Annotated in this window: 21 protein-coding genes; 3 read left to right on the top strand and 18 right to left on the bottom strand. The window is 67.4% G+C overall.

All coding sequences use genetic code 11. From position 1 onward, the window contains the following. Positions 1-113 precede the first annotated feature (113 nt). From V8J38_RS07685 to trpC, 3 genes are read left to right on the top strand one after another with little or no spacing between them, the layout of a single operon-like run. On the top strand, positions 114-704 hold the full coding sequence (locus tag V8J38_RS07685) for an aminodeoxychorismate/anthranilate synthase component II (protein ID WP_338578522.1): 591 nt from the start codon (positions 114-116) through the stop codon (positions 702-704). Beyond that, complete coding sequence (gene trpD, locus V8J38_RS07680) at positions 701-1,738, top strand: anthranilate phosphoribosyltransferase (RefSeq protein WP_338578607.1); 1,038 nt, start codon at positions 701-703, stop codon at positions 1,736-1,738. The genes V8J38_RS07685 and trpD overlap by 4 nt, the downstream gene beginning before the upstream one ends. After that, positions 1,738-2,541 carry an indole-3-glycerol phosphate synthase TrpC gene (gene trpC / locus V8J38_RS07675; protein WP_338578521.1) on the top strand — a complete coding sequence of 268 codons (804 nt, stop codon included), beginning with the start codon at positions 1,738-1,740 and terminating at the stop codon, positions 2,539-2,541. Before trpD ends, trpC begins: the two co-directional genes overlap by 1 nt. A 148-nt stretch (positions 2,542-2,689) precedes the next feature. Here trpC and lpxB read toward each other — a convergent pair whose 3' ends face one another. From lpxB to V8J38_RS07585, 18 genes are all read right to left on the bottom strand, one after another. Beyond that, positions 2,690-3,856, bottom strand: coding sequence for a lipid-A-disaccharide synthase (lpxB, locus tag V8J38_RS07670; protein ID WP_338578520.1), 1,167 nt, complete (start codon positions 3,854-3,856; stop codon positions 2,690-2,692). Beyond that, entirely contained in the window at positions 3,853-4,692 is an 840-nt protein-coding gene (gene lpxI / locus V8J38_RS07665; RefSeq protein ID WP_291774622.1) for a UDP-2,3-diacylglucosamine diphosphatase, read from the bottom strand. The genes lpxB and lpxI overlap by 4 nt, the downstream gene beginning before the upstream one ends. Continuing rightward, positions 4,689-5,477 carry an acyl-ACP--UDP-N-acetylglucosamine O-acyltransferase gene (lpxA, locus tag V8J38_RS07660; RefSeq protein WP_338578519.1) on the bottom strand — a complete coding sequence of 263 codons (789 nt, stop codon included), beginning with the start codon at positions 5,475-5,477 and terminating at the stop codon, positions 4,689-4,691. Before lpxA ends, lpxI begins: the two co-directional genes overlap by 4 nt. Further along, complete coding sequence (gene fabZ, locus V8J38_RS07655) at positions 5,474-5,938, bottom strand: 3-hydroxyacyl-ACP dehydratase FabZ (protein WP_046653574.1); 465 nt, start codon at positions 5,936-5,938, stop codon at positions 5,474-5,476. Before fabZ ends, lpxA begins: the two co-directional genes overlap by 4 nt. Next, positions 5,935-6,954, bottom strand: coding sequence for a UDP-3-O-(3-hydroxymyristoyl)glucosamine N-acyltransferase (gene lpxD, locus V8J38_RS07650; RefSeq protein ID WP_291774614.1), 1,020 nt, complete (start codon positions 6,952-6,954; stop codon positions 5,935-5,937). Before lpxD ends, fabZ begins: the two co-directional genes overlap by 4 nt. A gap of 8 nt (positions 6,955-6,962) precedes the next feature. Continuing rightward, the gene (locus tag V8J38_RS07645; RefSeq protein ID WP_291774611.1) at positions 6,963-7,547 is read right to left on the bottom strand and encodes an OmpH family outer membrane protein; all 585 of its coding nucleotides are present in this window, start codon (positions 7,545-7,547) and stop codon (positions 6,963-6,965) included. A gap of 34 nt (positions 7,548-7,581) precedes the next feature. Next, the gene (gene bamA, locus V8J38_RS07640; RefSeq protein ID WP_291774608.1) at positions 7,582-9,987 is read right to left on the bottom strand and encodes an outer membrane protein assembly factor BamA; all 2,406 of its coding nucleotides are present in this window, start codon (positions 9,985-9,987) and stop codon (positions 7,582-7,584) included. A 53-nt stretch (positions 9,988-10,040) separates the two neighbouring features. Next, complete coding sequence (locus V8J38_RS07635; protein ID WP_291774605.1) at positions 10,041-11,258, bottom strand: M50 family metallopeptidase; 1,218 nt, start codon at positions 11,256-11,258, stop codon at positions 10,041-10,043. Positions 11,259-11,273: 15 nt separating this feature from the next. Continuing rightward, positions 11,274-12,470, bottom strand: a complete 1,197-nt coding sequence (gene dxr / locus V8J38_RS07630) for a 1-deoxy-D-xylulose-5-phosphate reductoisomerase (protein ID WP_291774602.1) — start codon at positions 12,468-12,470, stop codon at positions 11,274-11,276. After that, a complete protein-coding gene (locus tag V8J38_RS07625; protein WP_291774599.1) occupies positions 12,467-13,285 on the bottom strand; it encodes a phosphatidate cytidylyltransferase in 819 nt (272 codons plus the stop codon). The genes dxr and V8J38_RS07625 overlap by 4 nt, the downstream gene beginning before the upstream one ends. 1 nt (position 13,286) lies before the next feature. Continuing rightward, on the bottom strand, positions 13,287-14,045 hold the full coding sequence (uppS, locus tag V8J38_RS07620) for a polyprenyl diphosphate synthase (protein ID WP_338578518.1): 759 nt from the start codon (positions 14,043-14,045) through the stop codon (positions 13,287-13,289). Between the two features lie 34 nt (positions 14,046-14,079). Continuing rightward, positions 14,080-14,637 carry a ribosome recycling factor gene (gene frr, locus V8J38_RS07615; RefSeq protein ID WP_338578517.1) on the bottom strand — a complete coding sequence of 186 codons (558 nt, stop codon included), beginning with the start codon at positions 14,635-14,637 and terminating at the stop codon, positions 14,080-14,082. Between the two features lie 40 nt (positions 14,638-14,677). Further along, complete coding sequence (gene pyrH, locus V8J38_RS07610) at positions 14,678-15,415, bottom strand: UMP kinase (protein ID WP_291774585.1); 738 nt, start codon at positions 15,413-15,415, stop codon at positions 14,678-14,680. 138 nt (positions 15,416-15,553) lie between these two features. Beyond that, a complete protein-coding gene (gene tsf, locus V8J38_RS07605) occupies positions 15,554-16,492 on the bottom strand; it encodes a translation elongation factor Ts (protein WP_338578516.1) in 939 nt (312 codons plus the stop codon). A 102-nt stretch (positions 16,493-16,594) separates the two neighbouring features. Further along, a complete protein-coding gene (gene rpsB, locus V8J38_RS07600) occupies positions 16,595-17,443 on the bottom strand; it encodes a 30S ribosomal protein S2 (protein ID WP_291774577.1) in 849 nt (282 codons plus the stop codon). A gap of 228 nt (positions 17,444-17,671) precedes the next feature. After that, on the bottom strand, positions 17,672-18,037 hold the full coding sequence (locus tag V8J38_RS07595) for a GFA family protein (protein ID WP_291774574.1): 366 nt from the start codon (positions 18,035-18,037) through the stop codon (positions 17,672-17,674). Then, positions 18,037-21,492: a DNA polymerase III subunit alpha gene (gene dnaE, locus V8J38_RS07590; RefSeq protein ID WP_338578515.1), complete on the bottom strand. Its 3,456-nt coding sequence runs from the start codon at positions 21,490-21,492 to the stop codon at positions 18,037-18,039. The genes V8J38_RS07595 and dnaE overlap by 1 nt, the downstream gene beginning before the upstream one ends. Positions 21,493-21,722: 230 nt before the next feature. Then, positions 21,723-22,382 carry a response regulator transcription factor gene (locus V8J38_RS07585; RefSeq protein WP_291774568.1) on the bottom strand — a complete coding sequence of 220 codons (660 nt, stop codon included), beginning with the start codon at positions 22,380-22,382 and terminating at the stop codon, positions 21,723-21,725. Positions 22,383-22,406 lie beyond the last annotated feature (24 nt).

The following is a 22,406-nucleotide window of genomic DNA, read 5'->3' as shown; positions in this document are numbered from 1 at the left end:
TCCGATGGCGATGCCCCTCTATCGCCCGGACAGCTTAACGTCCGCTTTCAATCGGCCCGCTTGCCTTCCATGTTTGGGCCGCCCTGCCTCCCCGTTCTCAAGAAGCCTTCGCCATGATCCTCGTCGTCGATAACTACGACAGCTTCACCTACAACCTCGTCCACTATCTCGCGGAGCTGGGCGCGCAGACGCACGTCGTCCGCAACGACGACCTGACGGTCGAGGAAGCCTGGGCCTTGCAGCCCGAGGCCGTTCTGCTGTCGCCCGGCCCCTGCGCGCCCGACCAGGCGGGCATCTGCCTGTCGCTGATCGAGACGGCCGCCGAGACCATGCCCATCCTCGGCGTCTGCCTGGGCCACCAGTCGATCGGCCAGGCCTTCGGCGGCGAGGTGGTGCGCGCCAAGACCCTGATGCACGGCAAGACCTCGCCTATCCTGCATGAAGGGCGCGGCGTGTTCGGCAGCCTGCCCTCGCCCTTCACGGCGACGCGCTATCATTCGCTGGCCGTGCGCCGCGAGACCCTGCCTGATGTGCTGGAGGTCACCGCCTGGACCGAGGACGGCGAGATCATGGGCCTGTCGCACCGCACGCGGCCGATCCACGGCGTCCAGTTCCACCCCGAATCCATCGCCACCCAGCACGGCCATGAGATGATCGCCAACTTCCTCGATCTGGCGGGCGTCAAGAGATTGGCGAACGTCTGATGGACAGCATAAAGCCCCTGCTGGCCAAGCTGGTCGACGGACAGGTGCTGAACCTGGATGAGGCCAAGAGCTTCTTCGCCGCCTGTCTGCGCGGCGAGCCGACCCCGTCACAGGTCGCCGCCGCCGTCACCGCCCTGCGCATCCGGGGCGAGACGGTGGACGAGATCGTCGCCTTCGCCAGCGCCATGCGCGAGGCCGCCCTGTCGCTGGAGCACCCGTTCGATCAGGTGATCGACACCTGCGGCACCGGCGGCGACGGCCAGCACACCTACAACGTCTCGACGGCGGCCGCCTTCGTTCTGGCGGGCGCCGGGCTGAAGGTCGCCAAGCACGGCAACCGCGCCATCAGTTCCAAGTCCGGCTCGTCCGACGTTCTGGCTGCGCTGGGCGTCAATCTGGACGCCACGCCTGCCCAGCAGGCGCGCGCGCTGGACCAGGCGGGCATCGCCTTCCTGTTCGCGCCGACCTATCACGGCGCCATGCGCCACGTCGGGCCGGTGCGCGGCGAGATCGGCTTCCGCACCGTGTTCAACCTGTTGGGGCCGCTGTGCAATCCGGCAGGCGCGACGCATCAGGTCATGGGCGTATATGACCTCGCCCTGCTGGAGCCTCTGGCCGAGGTTCTGGGCCGACTGGGCGCCAAGCGAGCCTGGACCGTCAACGGCCAGGGTCTGGACGAACTGACCACCACAGGCCCGACCGATGTGGCCGAATGGAAGGACGGCGCCGTGCGCCGCTTCACCGTCACGCCCGCCGACGCCGGACTGCCGCTGGCGACGCTGGACGATCTGCGCGGCGGCGACGCCGAGCATAATGCGGCGGCCCTGACCGCCCTGCTGGCGGGCGAGCGCGGACCCTACCGCGACATCGTCCTGCTGAACGCAGCCGCCGCCCTGGTGGTGGCCGAGCGGGTCGAAGACTTGAAATCGGGCGCTGAACTGGCCGCCGCCGTTATCGACGACGGTCACGCCGCCGCCGCCCTGGCTGAACTGGTGCGCGTCTCCCACGCGCCGATCGAAGACGAGGACGCCTGATGAGCGACGTTCTGGACCGCATCGCCGCCTACAAGCGCGAGGATGTCGCCGCCCGCAAGGCCGCCGTATCGCAGGACGCGATCGAGGCGCGCGCCCGCGAGGCCTCGCCCCCGCGCGGCTTCCGCGCCGTCCTGGCCCGCCGTTTCTCCGAGACCGGCCAACCGGCTCTGATCGCCGAGATCAAGAAGGCCAGCCCGTCCAAGGGCCTGATCCGCGCCGATTTCGACCCGCCCGTTCTGGCCCAGGCCTATGAGCGCGGCGGCGCGTCCTGCCTGTCCGTGCTGACCGACGGGCCAAGCTTCCAGGGCGACGACGCCTATCTGACCGCCGCGCGTGCGGCCGTCGCCCTGCCCTGCCTGCGCAAGGACTTCCTGGTCGATGCGTGGCAGGTGGCCGAGAGCCGGGCGCTGGGCGCCGACTGCATCCTGATCATCATGGACATGGTGGACGACGCCCTGGCCGCAGACCTGCTGGCCGAGACGACCCGCTGGGGCATGGACGCCCTGATCGAGACGCACGACGCGGACGAGATGGCCCGCGCCGCCAAGCTGGTTCAAGGCCGCGACGACGCCCTGATCGGCGTCAACAACCGCTCGCTGCGGACCTTCGAGGTCGATCTGGCGACGACGGAGCAACTGGCGGCGCTGAGCCCCGACGGCGCGCTGCTAGTCGCCGAAAGCGGCCTGTTCACGCCCCAGGACGTAGCGCGAGTGGCGGATGCGGGCGCCCGCGCCCTGCTGGTCGGCGAAAGCCTGATGCGTCAGGCGGATGTGGAAGCCGCGACGCGAGCCTTGCTGGCCTAACCCCGCTCATCCCGGCGGACGCCGGGACCCAGTGCTTTGGCCACGGTCACGGGCTCAACCACGGTAACGCCCGCACAATTGGCCAAAAACTGCGGGCGAGGTTCTTACTGGGTCCCGGCGTCCGCCGGGATGAGCGGGTGTGAGGTAATCAGCCCGCCTTCGCCGCAATCACCCGCAGCACGGCGTCCGCCGCCAGTTCCGACGGGTCCGGCCCGCCGCGTCCCATCAGGTCCAGCGCCTCGGTCTGGCGACGCGCCTGATCGGCCGCCGCCTCGGGATCGGTCAGCAGCCGCCCGACCGCCTTGGCCAGCGCCTGCGGCGTCGCTTCGTGCTGGATGAACTCCGGCGCGATGGCCTCGTCGGCGGCGATGTTGAATAAGGTGATGTGCTTGGCCGTCACCAGCCGTTTCATCAGCACATAGCTCAGCCCGTCGATCTTATAGGCGATGACCATCGGCGCCCCCGCCAACGCCAGTTCGGTGGAGACCGTGCCGCTGGTGGCCAGGGCGGCGTTTGCGGCCTTCATGGCGTCGTACTTGTCGGCCTCCTGCACCACATGGGCGCGGAAGGGCCAAGCGGCGACCCGCCCCGCCACGTCGGCGGCTACCGTGCCCGCCGCGACGACAGCGACCTCCAGCCCCGGAATCTTCGCCTTCAACTGCTTCACCGCCTGCTCATAGACAGGCGTCATGCGCGTGATCTCGCTGGGGCGGCTGCCCGGCAGGACCAGCAGCAGCGGCGCATCCGCCGCTATGCCTCGCGCCGCGCGAAAGCGGGCGCCGTCGGCCCCCGCCATGTCGACGTGCAGCGCTTGCGAACCCACGACCGTCGTCGGCAGGCCCGCCTTCTCGAACCACGGCGCGTCCAGCGCATAGAGGGCCAGCAGGTGATCCACCGCCCCCGCCAGCGTCTTCGCCCTGCCCGGCCGCGAGGCCCAGACCTGCGGCCCGACGTATTTGATCAGCGGCGTCTTCGGCGAGGCGGCGCGGATCGCCTGAGCCACGCGGATGGTGAAGCCCCAGCTGTCGATCAGCACCACGGCGTCCGGCTTTTCCGCCGCCGCCAGCGCCGCCGTCTCGACCACCCGTTTCTTGACCCGGCCATAGGCCTTAAGGCCCTCGATCCAGCCCAGGATCGACAGTTCAGCAATATCGAAGGGACTGGCGACTCCCTCGGCCGCCATCTTCGGACCGCCGACGCCCACGAAGACCACGTCCTTGCCCAGCCGCGCCTTCAGCGACCGGGCCAGCCCGGCGCCCAGCGCATCGCCCGACGCCTCGGCCGCCACCAGCATGACCTTCAACGGACGGCTCATCTCTCGACTCCCCAGACGAACAGGCCCAGACGGTCGGCCGCCTCGACCAGACCTTCGTGGTCGATGACGATCAGCCGTCCCTCGAACCCGCCGATCCCGGCCAGGCCCGCAGCGGCGGCCAGTTCGACCGTCGTCGGTCCGATAACGGGCATGTCGACGCGCAGATCCTGTATCGGCTTGGGCGCCTTGCCCAGCGCGCCGCGCGCAAAGCCCGGCGAGCCGCGCAGATCGGCGGGCAGGCCAGCCACGCGCCGCAGCATCTCGTCCGTGCCTTCCTGCGCCTCGACCGCCAGCACCAGTCCGTCGCAGACGACCGCGCCCTGACCAATGTCCAGTTCACCTGATTTTTCAGCGACGTGCAGCGCCTTCTTCAGGTCCGCCAATTGCTCCGCCGTCGGCGCCACACGGCCCAGCGCGCCCGCCGCCAGCATCTCGCCGCCCAGAAGATCGTCCGCGCCCTCGACGGCGAAGCCTTCATCCTCGAACACCGACAGGATCTTGCGTAGCAGGGCGTCGTCGCCCTTGGACGCGGCCGCGATGATGCCCGGCAGCAGGGACGCGCCCTTCAGATCGGGCTTCAGCGTCTTGAAGTCCGGTCGATTGACGTAGCCCGCCAGACAGACCGCGCGGCAGCCCTCGGCGCGCATGGCCTTCACGATCTTGCCGATCTCGGCCATGCTGAAGTCCTGTCCCGGCCAGCGGTGCAGGTGGGCGTCGGCGAAGCCCTTCAGGCGAATGATGAAGACCTCGCGCCCCTCCGCCTCGCAGCGCTGGGCGACGCGGATAGGCAGATCGCCCGAACCCGCGATCAGGGCCAGCTTGGGGGCCTCGATCATTCCGCGCTCGGCAGGCACAGCGGGCGCTTGCCGCCGTCACGAATGAAGGCGGTGATCTCCATGATCTCGGGCAGGTCGGCGTAGTTCGCCTCGACCCGATCCAGACGCTCGGCGAAAACGCCTTCCCCCTCGAACAGGTCGCGATAGGCGGCCAGCAGGCGGCGCACCGCGTCCTTGCCGTAGCCCTTGCGCTTCAACCCGATCAGGTTGAGGCCGTGCAGGCTGGCGTGGTTGCCCCAGACAGAACCGTAGGGGATGACGTCGCGCGTCACGGCGGCCAGACCGCCGACGATGGCGCCCTGCCCCACTCGGCCGTTCTGGTGGATGGCGCACAGGCCGCCGAGGAACACCCTGTCGCCGACATGGACGTGACCGCCCAGCGTGGCGTTGTTGGCCATGGTGACGCTGTCGCCGACCACGCAGTCGTGGCCCACGTGGGCGCCGGTCATGAACAGGTTGTTCGAGCCGATGCGGGTGACGCCCGATCCCTGCGACGTGCCCCGGTTGAAGGTGCAGTATTCGCGGATCAGGTTGTTCTCGCCGATCTCCAGCCGCACCGGCTCGCCCTTGTAGCCGCCGTGCTGCGGATCGCCGCCGATGACGGCGAAGGGATGGATCGTCGTGTTGGCGCCGATGCTGGCGTCCTGCTGGATCACCACATGACTGACCAGACGCACGCCGGAGGCCAGCGCCACGCCCGGCCCCACGGTGCAGAACGGGCCGATCTCGACCCCGTCCGCCACGGTCGCCGAGGCGTCGACGACGGCGGTCGGGTGGATGGTCACTGAGCTGGCTCCGCCACGGTGACGACCATGGCCATGAACTCGGCCTCGGCGGCCAGTTTGCCGTCGATGAAGGTCTCGCCGCGGAACTTGTAGGCGTCGCCGCGCGCCTTGATCACCTTGACCTCCATGCGCAGCTGATCGCCCGGACGCGCGGGCTTGCGGAAGCGCACGCCGTCGATCGACATGAACATGATGACCTTGTCGGCCACCGCCACGTCCAGCGACTTGGACATCAGCAGGGCGCCCGTCTGGGCCATGGCCTCGACGATCAGCACGCCCGGCATGACCGGGTCGATCGGGAAGTGGCCGGGGAAGAAGGGCTCGTTATGGGTGACGTTCTTGATGCCGACGATCGAGGTCGCCGCCACGAAGTCCTGTGCCTTGTCGACCAGCAGGAAGGGATAGCGGTGCGGCAGGCGACGCATCACCTCGGCGTAGTCGATGTTGTTGTCTTCGCTCATTCTTTCGATTCCTTCGCGCCCTTCTTCTGGGACGCCTGTTTGGACAGCCAGACCGTCTCGCGCAAGAACTGGCGGATGGGCTTGGCGGGATAGCCGGACCAGGTCTCGCCCGGCGGAATGTCGGCCAGGACGCCGCCGCCGGCCGCGACGCGCGCGCCCTCGCCGATGGTGATATGGTCGCCCACGCCCGCCCGGCCGCCGAAGATGCAGTTGTCGCCGCTGGTCACCGAACCCGAGATGCCGGTGTGCGCCGCCATCAGGTTGTTGCGGCCGATAACACAGTTGTGGCCGATCATGACCAGATTATCGATCTTGGTGTTCTCGCCGATGACGGTGTCGTTATAGGCGCCTCGGTCGATGCAGGAGTTGGCCCCGACCGTCACCCCGTCCTGCAGGATGACGCGGCCCAGTTGGGGAATGTCCACCGGTCCGGCCTTCGATCCGGCGGCGCCGAAGCCCGCCTCGCCGATCCGCGCGCCCGCCAGAAGCTTCACCCGGTCGCCCAGCAGGGCGAAGCCCACGGTGACGCCCGGGCTGATCAGGCAGTCGCGGCCGATCTGGACGCCGGGCCCGATGACGGTGTTGGCGCCGATGCGGCTGCCGCGTCCGATGCGGACGCCCTCGCCCAGGATGACGCCAGGCTCGACCACCACGGTGTCGTCCTCAGCGGCCTCGGCGGCGGTGATGGCGCGATCCAGACGGATCGGTCGGTGCAGCAGGGCCGACGCCCGCGCCCAGGCGGCCTGAGCCTCGTTTGATACGATGACGGCGGCGTCAGCCGGCGCCGCATCAAGCGCCGACGGCGGCACGATCACGCATCCCGCCTTCGTCTGCGCCAAGGCGGCGGCGAACTTGCGGTCGCCCAGAAACGCAATCGCGCCCCGGTCCGCACTGGACAGGGGCGCGACGGCCGAGATGACGACCTCGCCGCCCCGGACCGCCTCCCCGCCGATGTGCTCGGCGAGGGCGGCGACCGTCAGGGACGACAGGGTCTGGAAGAACCTCGGATCGGGCATGGCCCGCCTTAGGATTGCGGCTGGGCCGGAACCGGCATGCGGTTGAAGCTCAGGGTCGGCAGTTGGGCGTTCAGGCGCTGGATGACGATATCCGTCACGTCCATGGCCGGGTTCATGATGAAGACGCTCTCGCGGTCGATCATGATGCCGCAGCCCTTCTCCTGATAGACGGCGACCAGCAGGGGCTCGATAGCCTCCGAGATCTTGCGGCGCTGTTCCGCCAGGGTGTAGCGCAGCTCGTTGTCGCGCGTGCCTTCCAGTTGCTGGGCTTCCTGGATGCGGGTCTGCAGGGCCTGACGGCGCTGGTTCATCTGGTCGGCCGGGATGGTCGCCTGGCCCTGCTGCAGGGCCTGGGCCTCGGTCTGGATGGCGGTGGCGTAGGGCTGGAGTTCGCCCTGAACTTCCTGCGCCAATTGCTCCATGCGGGTCTGGACGGCCTGACCGGCGGTCGATTGAGCCAGAACGCGCTGGTTGAAATAGACGCAGACGCCGGGGATGGCAGGGCCGGGGTTGGCCGGACCTTGCGATTGGGCCAGGGCGGCCGAAGCGGTCAGCGAAGCGAGGGCGAAGGCGCCGATAGCGATGAGTTTCATAATCTAGGCCTTGGTGGCGGCGGTCAGACCGCGGTTAGAATTGGGTGGAAGTCGAGAAGCGGAAGGTCTCGGTCTTGTCGTAGTCTTCGCGATTCAGAACCTTGGACAGGTCGAAACGGATCGGCCCCATCGGCGAGCGCCAGTGGATGCTGACGCCGGCGGCCGCGCGCAGCGACAGCTCATCGACGATGTTGGGGTTACGCAGCCCCGTCGCCGGGTCGACCAGATAGCGATCGTCCAGCTTGCCGATGGTGCCGAAGTCCGCGAACAGCGAGGTCTTGATGCCGTACTCGTCGGGCAGATAGTTCGGCACCGTCAGTTCAACCGTGCCGATGGCGTAGAAGTTGCCGCCCAGGGCGTCGGTCGTGGTCAGGTCGCGCGCGCCCATGCCCGCCGTCTCGAAGCCGCGGAAGGTGTTGCCGCCCTTGAAGAAGCGGTCGTTGATGCGGATCGGGTCGCCGTTCCAGCCGCTGACATAGCCGGTCTGGCCCTGAACGCTGACCACCCAGTTGGGGCGGATGCCATAGTACCAGGAAGCGTCGGCCTCGGTCTTGATGTAGTTCACGTCGCCGCCGATGCCGGCGAAGTCCTGACGCAGCGACGCGGTCCAGCCGCGCGTCGGCCGCACCGGGTCGTTCAGGCGGTTCACCAGCAGGGTGTAGCCCGCCGAGGAGTTGATGTAGGAGCCCGCCTGGTCGCACAGCGCCGACGAACCGGCGCCCACGCCGCCGCAATAGCCGAACGGAATGACGACTTCGTCGCTCTTCAGGAAGTAGCGGGTGCTGAAGGAGGCGTAGCCGTTCAGCGGATAGGTGATGCGCACCCCGCCCCCGGTCGAGCGATAGTCATACGACGAGTATTTGCTCAGGTCGTAGCGCATGTGGAACAGGTCGAAGCCCGCCCGCACGTCGCGTCCCAGGAATTTCGGCTCGGTGAAGCGGAAGTCGATCTGCTGACGCAGCGAGCCCCACTCGGCGCGCGCCACGACGTTCTGGCCGCGACCGCGGAAGTTGCGCTCGGTGATGCCCAGGTTCAGCACGAAGGAGTCGACCGAGCTGAAACCCGCCCCGACCGACAGTTCGCCGGTGGGCTGCTCTTCCACGGTGACGTTGACGACCGAACGGTCCGGCGCGCTGCCGCGCGTCTCCTCGATCTTGACGTCCTTGAAGAAACCCAGGGCGCGCAGGTTGTTGCGCGAACGCTCGACCAGGGAGCGGTTGAAGGCGTCGCCCTCGCCCACCATCAACTCGCGGCGGATGACCGTGTCCAGGGTGCGGGTGTTGCCAACCACATTGATGCGGTCGATGTAGACGCGCTGACCTTCGCGGACGTTGAAGGTGACGTTGACGGTGTCGGTCTCGGGATCGGCGCGATAGGTCGGGTTGATCTCGACGAAGGCGTAGCCGGCCGAACCGGCGGCGAAGGTCAGGGTGTCGACCGCCGCCTGGATGCGGTCGCTCTCGTAGAGGTCGCCCGAGCGGATCGGCAGCAGCATCTGCAGGAAGTCGGCGTTCAGACGGTCGTTCTCGGTGACGACCTTGATCTCGCCGAAGTTGTAGCGATCGCCCTCATCCACCGTGACGGTCAGGCCGAAGGCGCTGTTGTCCGGCTTCAGCTCGGCCACGGAGGACAGGATGCGGAAGTCGTAATAGCCGCGGTTGGTGTAGAATTTCCGCAGCTGCTCGCGATCGTAGTCGATCCGGTTCGGATCATAGTTGTCGTTCGAGCTGAACAGACGCCACCAGGCCGACTGCTTGGTGACCATGACCTGACGCAGGTCGCTGTCCGAAAACGCGGTGTTGCCCAGGAAGGTGACGGCGGCGATGCCGGTTTCGGGCCCTTCATCGATCTCGAACACCACGTCGACGCGGTTCTGCTCCAGCTGGACCAGCTTGGGCGTCACCGTCGCCGAGATGCGGCCGGACAGACGATACAGCTCGACGATCTTGCCGACGTCTTCCTGAACCCGCGCGCGGGTGTAGATGCCGCGCGGACGAATGGTCACTTCATCGCGCAGCTTCTTCTCGGCCAGAGCCTTGTTACCCTCGAAGGTCACCTGGTTGATGATCGGGTTCTCAGCGATCTCGACGATCAGGTCGCCATTGGCCTGAAGGCCGATCTGCACATCCGCGAACAGGCCCGTGCGCGACAGGGTGCGAACCGCCACGTCGATGGTCACGGCGTCGATGGTGTCGCCAGGCTGGATCGGCAGATAGGACAGCACCGTCGTCTGATCGATGCGTTGATTGCCCCGCACCAGGATGCGGTTGACCAGGGCGCGCTCGGCTTCCGGCTGCGCCATCTGCACCTGCGGCGTCTGGGCGGCGGCCGTCGGCGCAGGAGCCGTCTCGGCCTGGGCCAGGGCCGGTTGCGCCAGTCCGGCGGCGAAGGTCAGGGCCAGGGCGCTGACCCCGAGAATGCGGCCAGGAGTCTGGGTCATGAGGCGACTGTCGTTTTGATTCATGCGGGATACCATCGGGGGCTGGCGTCGGCTCACGAGACGAGCCCGCCGAGGAATTTGAAGAGATTGAGCTTCTGCAGATCGTTCCAGGTCGCGAACAACATCAAACCCGCCAGCAAAGCAAGACCGACCCGATATCCCGCTTCCTGAACACGGGCGGCCATCGGACGGCGCGCCACGGCTTCATAAGCGTAGAACAGCAGGTGCCCCCCATCCAGAACGGGAATAGGCATCAGATTAAGAAAGCCGATTCCGACCGAAAGTATGGCCGCGAAGCTGGTCAGCGTCAGCAACAGATTGCGGACAATGGCCCAGGGTTCGGGATTGGCCGCCACGGCGGCGTTGGTCAGGGCGCCCGAAGCCTTGGCGATGCCCAGCGGGCCGCTGAACTGGTCGCCCGACTCACGCCCCGTGAAGATGCGGCCGATATAGGTCAGGGTCGTGTTCAGGATGGCGCCGGTTTCGCGCACCCCCTGCCCCACGGCCGCGACGGGGCCATAGCGGACGTGGCGGATCTCATTCCGGTTCGAGCCCAGGGCCAGGCCGATGCGGCCGACGGTGACCCGACCGGCGATGCGATCCGTCTCGACCCGGCGTTCCGGCGTGGCCGTCAGTTGCACAGCCTGGTCCCCGCGCTCCACGGTGAAGCGCACCGGATCGCCGCTGCTCAGGGCCACGACGCGCGTCACCTCGCCGCCGTCGGAGATCAGCTTGCCGTTCACATGGGTGATCAGATCGCCCGGCAGGAAGCCCGCCTGCGCCGCCGGCGACTGAGGCTGGACCTCCATCACCCGCGCGGGCCTGAGTTCGACGCCCACCAGGCTGAACAACAGGGTGAAGATGAAGATGGCCAGGACGAAGTTGGCGAACGGCCCGCCCGCCACGACCAGGGCGCGCTGCCACAAAGGCTTGAAATAGAGGTAGTCGCGCTCGGCGCCCGGTCCGTGCTCGGCCGTCACAGCCTTTCGCAACGCCTCCAGACCCGCGCGATCGGGCACGCCCGTCGCATCCAGATCGCCGGAAAACTTCACATAGCCGCCCAGCGGCAGCCAGCCGAGCCGCCACTCGACGCCATGTTTGTCGGTCCGGCGGAAGATCGCGCGCCCGAAACCGATGGAGAAGCGGTCCATCTTCACCCCGAAGGCGCGCGCCGTCAGGAAGTGGCCCAGCTCATGCACCGTCACGACAAGCGTCAGCACGAGCAGGAACGGCACGACATAGGTCAGAACCTGGCTGATCACGCCTATCATGCCGTTCGTATCTCCTCAGGCCGCGATGTTCAGCGATGCGATGACGTCGCCCGCGATCCGTCGCGCCTCCGCATCGACCGCCAGGGCCGCGTCGCAGGCATCGTCGGAACCGCAAGACACGCCCGCGCCCGTCGCCTTCTCAAGGGTGTCGGCGACGACTGCGGCAATATTGAGAAAGCCCAGCCGCCGGTCAAGGAACGCCAGGGCCGCCACCTCATTGGCCGCGTTGAACACGATGGGGGCCGATCCGCCCGCCGCCAGGGCCTCGCGCGCCAGGCGCAGGGCCGGAAACCGCGTCTCGTCCGGGGCCTCGAAGGTCAGCCGCCCCAGGGCCGCCAGGTCCAGCCTGGGCGCCGGCCAGGCCAGACGGTCCGGCCAGGACAGGGCGCAGGCGATCGGCGTCCGCATGTCCGGCGCCCCCATCTGGGCCAGGGTCGAACCATCCACATACTCCACAAGGCTGTGGATGATCGATTCCGGGTGCACCACCACGTCGACACGCTCGCCCGGTATGTCGAACAGATAGGCCGCCTCGATCAGCTCCAGCCCCTTGTTGGCCATGGTGGCGCTGTCGACCGAGATCTTGGCGCCCATGCTCCAGTTCGGATGGGCCACGGCCTGTTCCGGCGTGATCCGCGTCATGGCCGCGCGCGGCAGGGTGCGGAACGGCCCCCCCGAAGCGGTCAGAACCAGCTTGGACACCCGCTCCGGCGCCTCGGCCGGAAACACCTGGAAAATGGCCGAATGCTCGGAATCCACCGGAATCAGCCGCCCGCCGCTTCGTCGGACCCGCTCGATCAGCGCCGGGCCGCAGCAGACCAGGCTTTCCTTGTTCGCCAGAGCCAGGGTCGCGCCCGTCCCCGCCGCCGCCCACGCCGAGCGCAGGCCCGCCGCGCCGACGATGGAGGCCATGATCCAGTCGGCGGGCCGCACGGCCGCCTCGACGATGGCGTCCGGCCCGGCCGCCGCCTCGACCCCGGTTCCCGCCAGGGCGTCGCGCAGTTCGTTCAAGCGCGCCGGATCGGCCGTCACGGCGATACGCGGCCGCCACCGGCGGGCCTGTTCAGCCAGACGGGCGATGTTGGCGCCGCCGGTCAGGGCCTCGACCTCGAACGCGGCCGAGCCCGCGCCTTGCGCCTGCTCCATCAGGTCCAGGGTCGAAGAGCCCACCGATCCGGTCGAGCCCAGGACAGAGACGCGCCGCGCGATCATGCCGCCCGCTCCAGCATCAGAACGATCAGACGCCCCGCCGACACCACGACCACGGCGAACATCAACCCGTCGACACGGTCCAGCAGACCCCCGTGGCCGGGAATCAGATTGCCCGCGTCCTTAACCCCGAAGCGCCGCTTCAGCGCCGATTCCCACAGGTCGCCGCCCATGGTGGCCAGGGCCGCCGCCAGCCCCAGAACCCCGCCCCAGAAGGCGTTGAGCAGGCCCATGTCCAACCAGCCCGCCATGGCGGCGCCGGCGATCATTCCGGCGGTCAGGCCGCCGATGAAGCCCGACCAGGTCTTGTTCGGCGAAAAGCGCGGCCACAGCTTGGGCCCGCCGACGAAGCTGCCGACCAGATAGGCCAGGATGTCGGCCGACCAGGCCACGGCGAAGACCAGCACCGTCCAGTACAACCCCTGGACCTCGTGCAGGTCGCGCAGCCAGATCAGCAGGATGCAGGGCCAGCCGAGGTAGAGCACCCCATAGGCCGTATCCAGCAGGGACTCGCCGCGCGTGCGGGCGAACAGGCCCGCCGCAAGGGCGCCGAACACCATCAGCACCAGGGCCAGGGAAATCTGTCCAACGTGGGCCGCGATCACCGCCACGACCAGGGCCAGGGCTACGCTGACCCCAATCGGGCGCCAGAGGTTCGGCGCGCACATCCGCGCCCACTCGAAGGCCAGCAGCACCGCCCCCGCGACCACCAGGGCGCAGAACCAGTCGCCGCCCGCCCAGGTCGCCAGGACCGCCGCCGGCGCCAGCACGACCGCCGAAGCGGCGCGCAGGGCAATATCCCGAGGCTTCAACGCCATATCAGCCCGCCGCCTCGCCATAGGCCGTGTCCATGACCTCGCGTCCGCCGTAGCGACGCTCGCGGCAGCCGAACTGGGCGACGGCCTCGGCCAGGGCTTCGGCTCCATAGTCGGGCCACAGAATCTCCTGGAACACCATCTCGGCGTAGGCGGCTTCCCACAGCAGGAAATTGGACAGACGCTGTTCGCCCGACGTCCGCACGATCAGATCGACCGGCGGCGCGCCTGCTGTGGACAGGCCGGCGCCCAGCGCCTCTTCGTCCACGACCACCTCCTCGCCCGCTCGGGTGCGATCGACCAGCCGCTGCGCGGCCTCGACCAGATCCGCTCGTCCGCCGTAGTTGAAGGCCACCTGCAGCAGGAATTTCTCATTGTGCGCCGTCTGGGCCTCGGCTCGCGCGACGATGGCGGCGATATCGTCCGGCAGGCCCTTGCGACGGCCCAGCACCTTCACCCGCACGCCTGCGGCGTCCAGCCGGTTCAGGTCGCTGCCGACAAAGGCGCGGACCAGGCCCATCAGGTCGGACACCTCGTCGGCCGGGCGGCTCCAGTTCTCGGTCGAGAAGCCGAACACCGTCAGGCATCGCACGCCCAGCTCCGGTGCCGCCTTGATCGTGCGGCGCAGGGCCTGGACCCCCTCGCGGTGGCCCACGGCGCGCGGAAGGCCCCGCCGCTGCGCCCAGCGGCCGTTGCCGTCCATGATCAGGGCGACGTGACGAGGCCCCTTTGCAGGCGCCGTGGCGACGGGCTCGGCCGACATATGGGACCTTCCTTGGACAGGTCTGACGACGTCGTCAGACCTGCATGATCTCGACTTCCTTGGTCTTCAAGGTCTCGTCGATGCGCTTGATGGCGGCGTCGGTGTCCTTCTGGACCTCGGCTTCCATCTTCTTCTGTTCATCCTGGCTGATCTCGCCGGCCTTTTCAGCCTTCTTCAGCTCGTCGTTGGCGTCGCGGCGCACGTTGCGCACGGCGACCTTCTTGTCCTCGGCGTATTTGCCGGCCAGCTTGACCAGGTCCTTGCGGCGCTCCTCGGTCAGCGGCGGGATCGGAATGCGCAGGGTCTGGCCGTCCACGACGGGGTTCAGGCCCAGGCCGGCGGCGCGGATCGCCTTCTCGACCGAGACCACCATTCCCTTGTCCCAGACGCTGACCGAGATCATGCGCGGCTCGGGCACGCTGATGGCCGCCACGGCCGTCAGAGGCGAGGTCGCGCCATAGGCTTCGACCACGACCGGCTCCAGCAGTCCGGCGTTGGCGCGCCCCGTGCGCAGGCCGGCGTAGTCATCCTTCAGCGCGGCGACCGACTTGTCCATTCGGTCGCGGAACGTCTTGAGATCGGGTTTGGCCATGGCGAATATCCTTGGTCCTGTCGTTGAATGGCGAAGCCGCTCAGGCGGGCTTGTTGGTGATGACGGTGAAAGTGCCCTGCCCCGTCAAGGTCTTGTGCAGCGAGCCTTCCTCACGAATCGAGAAGACCACGATCGGAATGCCGCTGTCTCGCATCAGGGCGATGGCCGAGGCGTCCATGACGCGCAGGTCCTTGGCCAGAACATCCTGATAGGTCAGCGAGTCATAGCGGGTGGCCGTCGGGTCCTTCTTCGGATCGGCGGTATAGACGCCGTCGACGCTCGTGCCCTTCAGCAGGGCGTCGCAGCCCATTTCAGCGGCGCGCAGGGCGGCGCCGGAGTCCGTGGTGAAGAAGGGGGCGCCCACGCCCGCAGCGAAGATCACCACACGGCCCTTTTCCAGGTGACGCAGGGCGCGGCGGCGGATGTAGGGTTCGGCGATCGCAGCCATCGGAATGGCGCTCTGGACCCGCGTGTCGACGCCGATCTTCTCCAGCGCGCCCTGCATGGCCAGGGCGTTCATGATGGTGGCCAGCATGCCCATGTAGTCGGCGTTGGCGCGGTCCATGCCCTCGGCGGCCTTGGACAGGCCCCGGAAGATGTTGCCCCCGCCGATGACCAGGCAGATCTCGACGCCCTGGCGCGCCACGGCGGCGACCGCGGCGGCGACCACGTCCACGGTCTTCATGTCGATGCCGTAGGGCTGATCGCCCATCAGCACCTCGCCCGAGACCTTCAGCAGGACGCGCTTGTAACGAAACTCGGAGGGGGCGTCGGGCATGGTCAGGGGTCCGTGGATACAGGGAGTTGGCATCCGCGCGAGGTGAATCGGCGGCTCATCATAGACGAAGGGCGCGTCAGCCTTCAAAGCCGAACGCGCCCTTTTGAAATTTCTTCCCTTTCGGGAAGAGGTTTCGAGTTAGTTGCCGCCCGTCATCGAGGCGACTTCCGACGCGAAGTCGGGGGATTCGACCTTCTCGACGCCTTCACCCAGCGCCATGCGGACGAAGCCCGCCAGCTTCAGCTCGGCGCCCAGCTCCTTGCCGGTGTTGGCGACCAGTTGTTCGATGGTCACGTCCGGGTCCATGACGAACGGCTGCTTGGTCAGCACCACGTCCTTCTGGAACTTGGCGATCTGGCCCGAGACGATCTTCTCGATCATGTTTTCCGGGCGGCCTTCTTCCTTGGCCTTTTCGATCAGAACGGCGCGTTCCTTCTCGATCGCGGCCGGATCCAGGTCCGAGGTGTCCAGCGCCAGCGGAGCCGTGGCCGCCACGTGCATGGCGATCTTACGGCCCACTTCGCGCAGGGCTTCCTTGTCGCCCGCGCCTTCCAGGGCGACCAGCACGCCGATGCGGCCGACGCCCGGCGACACGGCGTTGTGGACGTAGGTCGAAACCACGCCTTCACCGACCGACAGGCGAGCCGCGCGACGCAGCTGCATGTTCTCGCCGATGGTGGCGATCAGGTTGGTGACTTCGTCCTGAACCGTCTTGCCGTTTTCCAGGGTCGCGCCGTGAATGGCGTCGACGCCCTCGTGGTGCAGGCCCAGTTGAGCGAATTCCTTCGCCGCCGACTGGAACAGGTCGTTGCGGGCGACGAAGTCGGTTTCGGCGTTGAACTCGATGGCCGAGGCGACTTCGCCCTTGCCGTCTTCGCGCACGGCGACGGCCACCAGGCCCTCGGCGGCGACGCGGTCGGCCTTCTTGGCGGCCTTGGACAGACCCTTGGCGCGCAGCCAGTCGATGGCCGCTTCGATGTCGCCGTTGTTCTCAACCAGCGCCTTCTTGCAGTCCATCATGCCGACGCCCGAACGCTCGCGAAGCTCCTTCACGAGGGCGGCAGTGATCTCGGCCATGTCTTTCTCCTGAAATTCAAAATGGGCGGCCGGACTGTTTAGCCCGGCCGCATGTCAAGTTGACGTCGGTCCGGCGCGCGGCGGCGCCGGAATGCTTCGTCCTTAGCCTTCGACCTTCTCGGCCTCGGCGGCGACCAGCTCTTCAGCCGCGCCTTCGGCGCCGGCCGGAGCGGCTTCAGCCTCGGCTTCAACCACGACGGCTTCGCGCAGGGCCGGCTCCACCGGAGCTTCCGAAGCCCCCAGGTCGATGCCCTGAGCGGCGGCGCCGGCGGCCAGGCCGTCCAGGACGGCGTCGGCGATCAGGTCGCAGTAGGTCTGGATGGCGCGGGCGGCGTCATCGTTGCCCGGCACCGGATAGGTGATGCCGTCCGGATCCGAGTTGGTGTCCAGGATGGCGATAATCGGGATGTTCAGCTTGCGGGCTTCCTGGATCGCGATCGCTTCCTTGTTGGTGTCGATCACGAACATGATGTCCGGCACCGAACCCATGTCCTTGATGCCGCCCAGCGACAGTTCCAGACGGTCCTTCTCGCGCTGCAGGGTCAGCAGCTCTTTCTTGTTGCGGCCTTCGCCGCCGCCTTCAACGATGCCTTCCAGTTCGCGCAGGCGCTGGATCGAGTTGGAGACGGTGCGCCAGTTGGTCAGGGTGCCGCCCAGCCAGCGGTTGTTCATGTAGTACTGGGCGCAGCGCGTGGCGGCTTGCGCGACCGGATCGGCGGCCTGACGCTTGGTGCCGACGAACAGCACGCGACCGCCCTTGGCGGCCACGTCGCGCACGGCGACCAGGGCCTGGTGCAGCAGCGGCATCGTCTGCGACAGGTCGATGATGTGGATGTTCGAACGCGAGCCGAAGATGTAGCGATCCATCTTCGGGTTCCAGCGGTGCGTCTGGTGGCCGAAGTGAGCGCCGGCTTCCAGCAGCGTACGCATCGAGAATTCAGGCAGAGCCATGATCGTGTTTTCCTTTTTCCGATCAAACCTAGCGCGGGCGGTTAAAAGGATCGGCTGATCCCTCGGAACGGTGCAGGCCGGGATGTCTCCCCGGACCGCGCCACGCCCACGTGCGAAGTGCGCCGCGCATATAGGCGAAAGGCCTGAAAAACACAAGCGGCCGAACAACATGGCCGCATCAGACGCCGCGAGGCCGATGTCATCCCGCGAGCCGACGTTCCGGCCGGATCAGAAGCTGCGGCCGTCCACGCGCTGGGCGGCCCAATCCCACGGCTCGACGTCGGTCAGGGTGCGGATGTTGATCGCCGCCACCTCGCCGCCATCCGGCGCCACGCCGTAGCCGAACGGCTGCACCCCGCAGGTCTTGCAGAAGCGGTGCTCGATCTTGTGCTGATTGAAGAAGTAGGACGTCGTCTCGCCCTCTCCCTTCGTCAGGCGAAAGGCCGAACGCGGCGCGAACGCCAGAACGAACCCCTTGCGGTAGCAATGGGAGCAGTTGCACTCGACCAGTCCATCCAGCCCGACATCGACCTCATAGGCCACCGCGCCGCAGTGGCACGACCCGGCATGGGTCTTCACGCTCGTCTCGCTCATCAGGCATCCTCCAGCATCACCACCCCCGGCGCCGACTTCAACGCGCCGCGCAGCGCCGCGTCCAGCCGGTATCGTCCAGGCAGCTTGATCTCGACCTCGGTGCGGCCGCCCAGCGTCGCCTGCAGCCACACCTCGCCGCCCTTGCCCTGCGCCCGCGCCCGATCCAGCCGCGCCTTCAGCGCCTCGGCGTCCGCCGACTGGGCCGACAGGACCACCCGCAATCCGATCTGGGCGTCGTCCAGCAGCACGTCCATGCGGCTGGCGTCGTCGCCGAAGAAGCGCACCTCGCCGTCCGCCGCCTTGGCCCGCACCTTGACCAGGACAGAGGTTCCGACCTCCAGGACTTCGCGGCAACGCCGCAACTGTTCCGGCGGGAACAGACACTCGAACTCGCCCGTCGGGTCCGAGAAGGTGACGAAAGCGAACTTCTCGCCGGTGCGGGCGCTGGCCCGCTCCTGACGGCGGCGCACCACCCCGGCCATCTGGAAGGCCTCGTGCCCCGCCTCGGCCAGGCCTTGCGCCTCGGCCACGAAGGTCACGCGCTTGCGCTTCAATGCAGGCGTCAGTTCCTCCAGCGGATGGCCCGACAGATAGAAGCCGACGGCGTAAAGCTCGTGATCCAGCTTGTCCGGCCCGGCCCACGGCTCCATGCTCTTCAGACGCGGCCGCGCCGCGGCGGCCTGATCGGCGCCGAACAGGCTGACCTGGGACGAGGCCCGCTCCGCCGCCACGCTCTGGCAATAGGCCATCAGCACATCGGCCTGTTCGAACAGCTGACGGCGGTTCGGATGGATGCTGTCGAAGGCTCCGGCCCGCGCCAGACCTTCCAGCGCCCGCTTGTTCACCGCCTTGGGGTCGACCCGTTCCAGGAAGTCGAAGATGTCGGCGAACGGCCCGCCCGTCTCGCGCACCTCGATGACGTGTTTCATCGCCTCCAGGCCCACGTTGCGGATGGCGCCCAGCGCATAGAGCACGCTGCCCTGCCCGTCCTTCCACGACACGTCGAAGTCGGCGGACGAGCGGTTGATGTCCGGCGCCAGCACCGGAACCTCGAATCGGCGGCAGTCCTGATAGAAGACCGCCAGCTTGTCCGTGTTCGACAGATCGAGACTCATGGAGGCGGCGAAGAACTCGACCGGATGATTGGCCTTCAGCCAGCCCGTCTGGAAGGAGATCAGCGCATAGGCCGCCGCGTGCGACTTGTTGAAGCCGTAGCCTGCGAACTTGGCCACTAGGTCGAAGATGGAGCCGGACTGGCTCTCCGGCACAGACTTCTCGGATGCGCCCTTGACGAAGCGGGCCCGCTGGAAGTCCATCTCCTCCTTCTTCTTCTTGCCCATGGCGCGACGCAGCAGGTCGGCTTCGCCCAGGCTGTAGCCCGCCAGGATCTGGGCGATCTTCATCACCTGTTCCTGGTAGATGATGACGCCGTAGGTCTCGGTCAGCACCTCCTTCAGGCTGGGGTGCAGATAATCGACCTCGGCCCGGCCGAACTTCCGGTCGATGTAGGTGTCGATCATCTCCATCGGCCCTGGCCGGTAGAGGGAGATCAGGGCGGTGATCTCCTCGATCGAGCCACAGCGCATCTTGCGCAGGGTGTCGCGCATCCCCTGCGATTCCAGCTGGAACACCCCGACCGTCTGGCCCGAGGCCATCAACTCATAGGTCTTGGGATCGTCCAGCGGCAGCAGGTTCCATTCCGGGGCCGCCCCGCGCCGTTCCAGATAGCCCTTGGCCCGGTCCAGCACCGTCAGCGTCTTCAGGCCCAGGAAGTCGAACTTCACCAGGCCCGCCGGCTCGACCCACTTCATGTTGAACTGGCTGGCCGGGATGGTGGAGCGCGGGTCCTGATACAGGGGCACCAGCTCCGTCAGCGGCCGATCGCCGATGACGATGCCCGCCGCGTGGGTCGAGGCGTTGCGGTAGAGGCCCTCAAGCTCCAACGCCGTCTCCAGCAGCGCCTTGACCGAAGCCTCGGCGTCGCGCGCCTCGCGCAGACGCGGCTCCAGATCGATGGCCTGGGCCAGGGTCACCGGGTTGGCGGGGTTGGCGGGCACCATCTTGGCCAGACGATCCACCTGGCCCAACGGCATCTGCAGCACCCGACCGACGTCGCGCAGCACGGCGCGCGCCTGCAAGGTGCCGAAGGTGATGATCTGGGCCACCCGGTCCTTGCCGTAATGATCCTGAACGTAGTCGATGACTTCTTCGCGCCGCTCCTGACAGAAGTCGATATCGAAGTCGGGCATCGATACGCGTTCCGGGTTCAGGAAGCGCTCGAACAGCAGGCCGAACCGCAAGGGGTCCAGATCGGTGATGGTCAGCGACCAGGCGACCAGGGAGCCCGCGCCCGAGCCCCGTCCCGGTCCCACCGGGATGTCATGCAGCTTGGCCCATTTGATGAAGTCCGACACGATCAGGAAGTAGCCGGGGAACCCCATCTGCTGGATGATCCCGACCTCCCACTCGAGGCGGCTCCAGTAGTCCTCTTCGGGCGCATAGGCCTTGTTCTTCTCAAGGCGCGCCTTCAGCCCCTCGCGCGCCTGGTGGGCCAGTTCATCGGCCTCGGAACGGCCCGCGCCTGTATCGAAACGCGGCAGGATCGGCTTGTGCGTCTTGACCAGGAAGGCGCAGCGGCGGGCGATCTGAATGGTGTTGTCGCAGGCCTCGGGCAGGTCGGCGAACAGTTCGCGCATCGCCTCGGCCGACTTGAACCAGTGCTCGCCGGTGACGCGGCGGCGGTCTTCCTGCCCCGTGAAGGCGCCGTCGGAGATGCACAGCAAGGCGTCATGCGACTTCGCCTGGGCGGCCTTGGCGTAATAGACATCGTTGGTCGCAACCAGAGGCGCGTCGTTGGCGTAGGCCCATTCGACCAGACCGCCCTCGGCCACGGTCTCGCCAGACAGGCCATGGCGTTGCAGTTCGACATAGAAACGGTCGCCGAAGACCCGCTTCATCTCCGCCAGGGCGATGGCGGCTTCGGCTGGCTTCTTCTGTACGAACAGGGGATCGACGGGACCGTCCGGTCCGCCGGACAGCAGGATCAGCCCCTCGGACTTATCCACAATCTGCCCCCAGGGCACGCCCGGTTCGGCCATCTCGCCCGCGTCAAGGTAGGCCGACGACGACAGGGCGCACAGATTCAGCCAGCCCTTTTCGTTCTGGGCGATCAGCACGACCGTCGGGGTCTTGGCCCAGCGCTGGGCGACCTGGCCGCCGATGTCGAGCACCGGAAGGGCGCAGGCGACAATGGGTTGGACGCCCGCATCCTTGGTCGCCTGGCTGAACTCCAGAGCTCCGAACAGGTTGGCGCGGTCCGCCACGCCCACCGCCGGCATTCCAGCATCGGCGGCCATCCTGCCGATCTTGCCAGCCTTGATCGCCCCTTCCAGAAGCGAATAGGCGCTGCGGACCCGCAGGTGGACAAAACCCTGACTGTTCACCGCATCCGCCAATCGAAAACTCCGCATCGCAGCGCCAGATCATACGGGCGCGTGATCATCATGCAGGGAGTCGCCCGCTGGGGCGCGGTCACGTCACCAGGAACGCCGCCTGCCAGACCATCCAGACGAAGCCGCCGCAGGACGCAAGCGACAGCAGATCCCTCACCCAACGCGTCATTGATTTTATCCCCAGATCAAATGTTGCCCATTTGTTCTATGTTGCCCCTTTGTTCTCGTCAACCTCAATTCGCGAGGAAGCCGAGGCGCGTCAGGGCCGAGGCCAGGGCGGCCGAGTTGGGGGACTGGGTCTTGCGCAGCAGGCTGGCCCGGAAGAACTCCACCGTGCGCGGGCTCAGCGCCAGGTTCTGGGCGATCTGCTTTGTGGTCAGGCCTTCGACCAGCATTTCGGCGACCTGACGCTCGCGGCGAGTGAAGGTCAGTTCCTCGCGCGCCGGCGCAGTCTTCAAGGCCTCGGCCCCTCGACGCAGGGCGCGGACCAGGTCATCGACCGTCGCCGGCTTGGGCAGGACATCGTCCACGCCTAGACGCATGGCGTCGACCGTCGTCCGCACGTCCACGAAGGCGCTGACGATGATCACCGCGTGACGGTTCAGCGCACAGAAGGCGGCGACCAGATCCAACCCTTCGACGCCCGGCATCTTCAGATCGGCGACGATGCAGGTCGGATCGGCGTCTGAAGCCCACATGAGGGCGTCAAGCGGTTCATGGAAGCCGACCGCGGAGAAGCCCGCCTCGCGCACGGCGAGCAGGGTCACCTCCAATAGAGCGCGGTCATCGTCGATGATGGCGATGTCAGAAATAGCGCCCCCAACCCTTTCTGAAGCCTGTTCATTTCGACCGCCGTCCACGCCATCACGCATCATGCCGTCGAAAGTACGCAAGGCTCAGCCGCAGCAAAACCTCGT

Origin of the sequence: Brevundimonas olei (assembly GCF_037055245.1) — a bacterium.
Taxonomy (GTDB): Bacteria; Pseudomonadota; Alphaproteobacteria; order Caulobacterales; family Caulobacteraceae; genus Brevundimonas; species Brevundimonas olei.
This window is presented reverse-complemented; position numbering and strand designations above follow the sequence as displayed.

What these genes read in the sequence shown, in the direction of transcription:
- V8J38_RS07685 (WP_338578522.1), top strand. Translation starts at nt 114, where the DNA reads ATGATCCTCGTCGTCGATAACTACGACAGCTTCACCTACAACCTCGTC.
- trpC (WP_338578521.1), top strand. Translation starts at nt 1,738, where the DNA reads ATGAGCGACGTTCTGGACCGCATCGCCGCCTACAAGCGCGAGGATGTC.
- lpxB (WP_338578520.1), bottom strand. Translation starts at nt 3,856, where the DNA reads ATGAGCCGTCCGTTGAAGGTCATGCTGGTGGCGGCCGAGGCGTCGGGC.
- lpxI (WP_291774622.1), bottom strand. Translation starts at nt 4,692, where the DNA reads ATGATCGAGGCCCCCAAGCTGGCCCTGATCGCGGGTTCGGGCGATCTG.
- fabZ (WP_046653574.1), bottom strand. Translation starts at nt 5,938, where the DNA reads ATGAGCGAAGACAACAACATCGACTACGCCGAGGTGATGCGTCGCCTG.
- lpxD (WP_291774614.1), bottom strand. Translation starts at nt 6,954, where the DNA reads ATGCCCGATCCGAGGTTCTTCCAGACCCTGTCGTCCCTGACGGTCGCC.
- V8J38_RS07645 (WP_291774611.1), bottom strand. Translation starts at nt 7,547, where the DNA reads ATGAAACTCATCGCTATCGGCGCCTTCGCCCTCGCTTCGCTGACCGCT.
- bamA (WP_291774608.1), bottom strand. Translation starts at nt 9,987, where the DNA reads ATGACCCAGACTCCTGGCCGCATTCTCGGGGTCAGCGCCCTGGCCCTG.
- V8J38_RS07635 (WP_291774605.1), bottom strand. Translation starts at nt 11,258, where the DNA reads ATGATAGGCGTGATCAGCCAGGTTCTGACCTATGTCGTGCCGTTCCTG.
- dxr (WP_291774602.1), bottom strand. Translation starts at nt 12,470, where the DNA reads ATGATCGCGCGGCGCGTCTCTGTCCTGGGCTCGACCGGATCGGTGGGC.
- V8J38_RS07625 (WP_291774599.1), bottom strand. Translation starts at nt 13,285, where the DNA reads ATGGCGTTGAAGCCTCGGGATATTGCCCTGCGCGCCGCTTCGGCGGTC.
- uppS (WP_338578518.1), bottom strand. Translation starts at nt 14,045, where the DNA reads ATGTCGGCCGAGCCCGTCGCCACGGCGCCTGCAAAGGGGCCTCGTCAC.
- frr (WP_338578517.1), bottom strand. Translation starts at nt 14,637, where the DNA reads ATGGCCAAACCCGATCTCAAGACGTTCCGCGACCGAATGGACAAGTCG.
- pyrH (WP_291774585.1), bottom strand. Translation starts at nt 15,415, where the DNA reads ATGCCCGACGCCCCCTCCGAGTTTCGTTACAAGCGCGTCCTGCTGAAG.
- tsf (WP_338578516.1), bottom strand. Translation starts at nt 16,492, where the DNA reads ATGGCCGAGATCACTGCCGCCCTCGTGAAGGAGCTTCGCGAGCGTTCG.
- rpsB (WP_291774577.1), bottom strand. Translation starts at nt 17,443, where the DNA reads ATGGCTCTGCCTGAATTCTCGATGCGTACGCTGCTGGAAGCCGGCGCT.
- V8J38_RS07595 (WP_291774574.1), bottom strand. Translation starts at nt 18,037, where the DNA reads ATGAGCGAGACGAGCGTGAAGACCCATGCCGGGTCGTGCCACTGCGGC.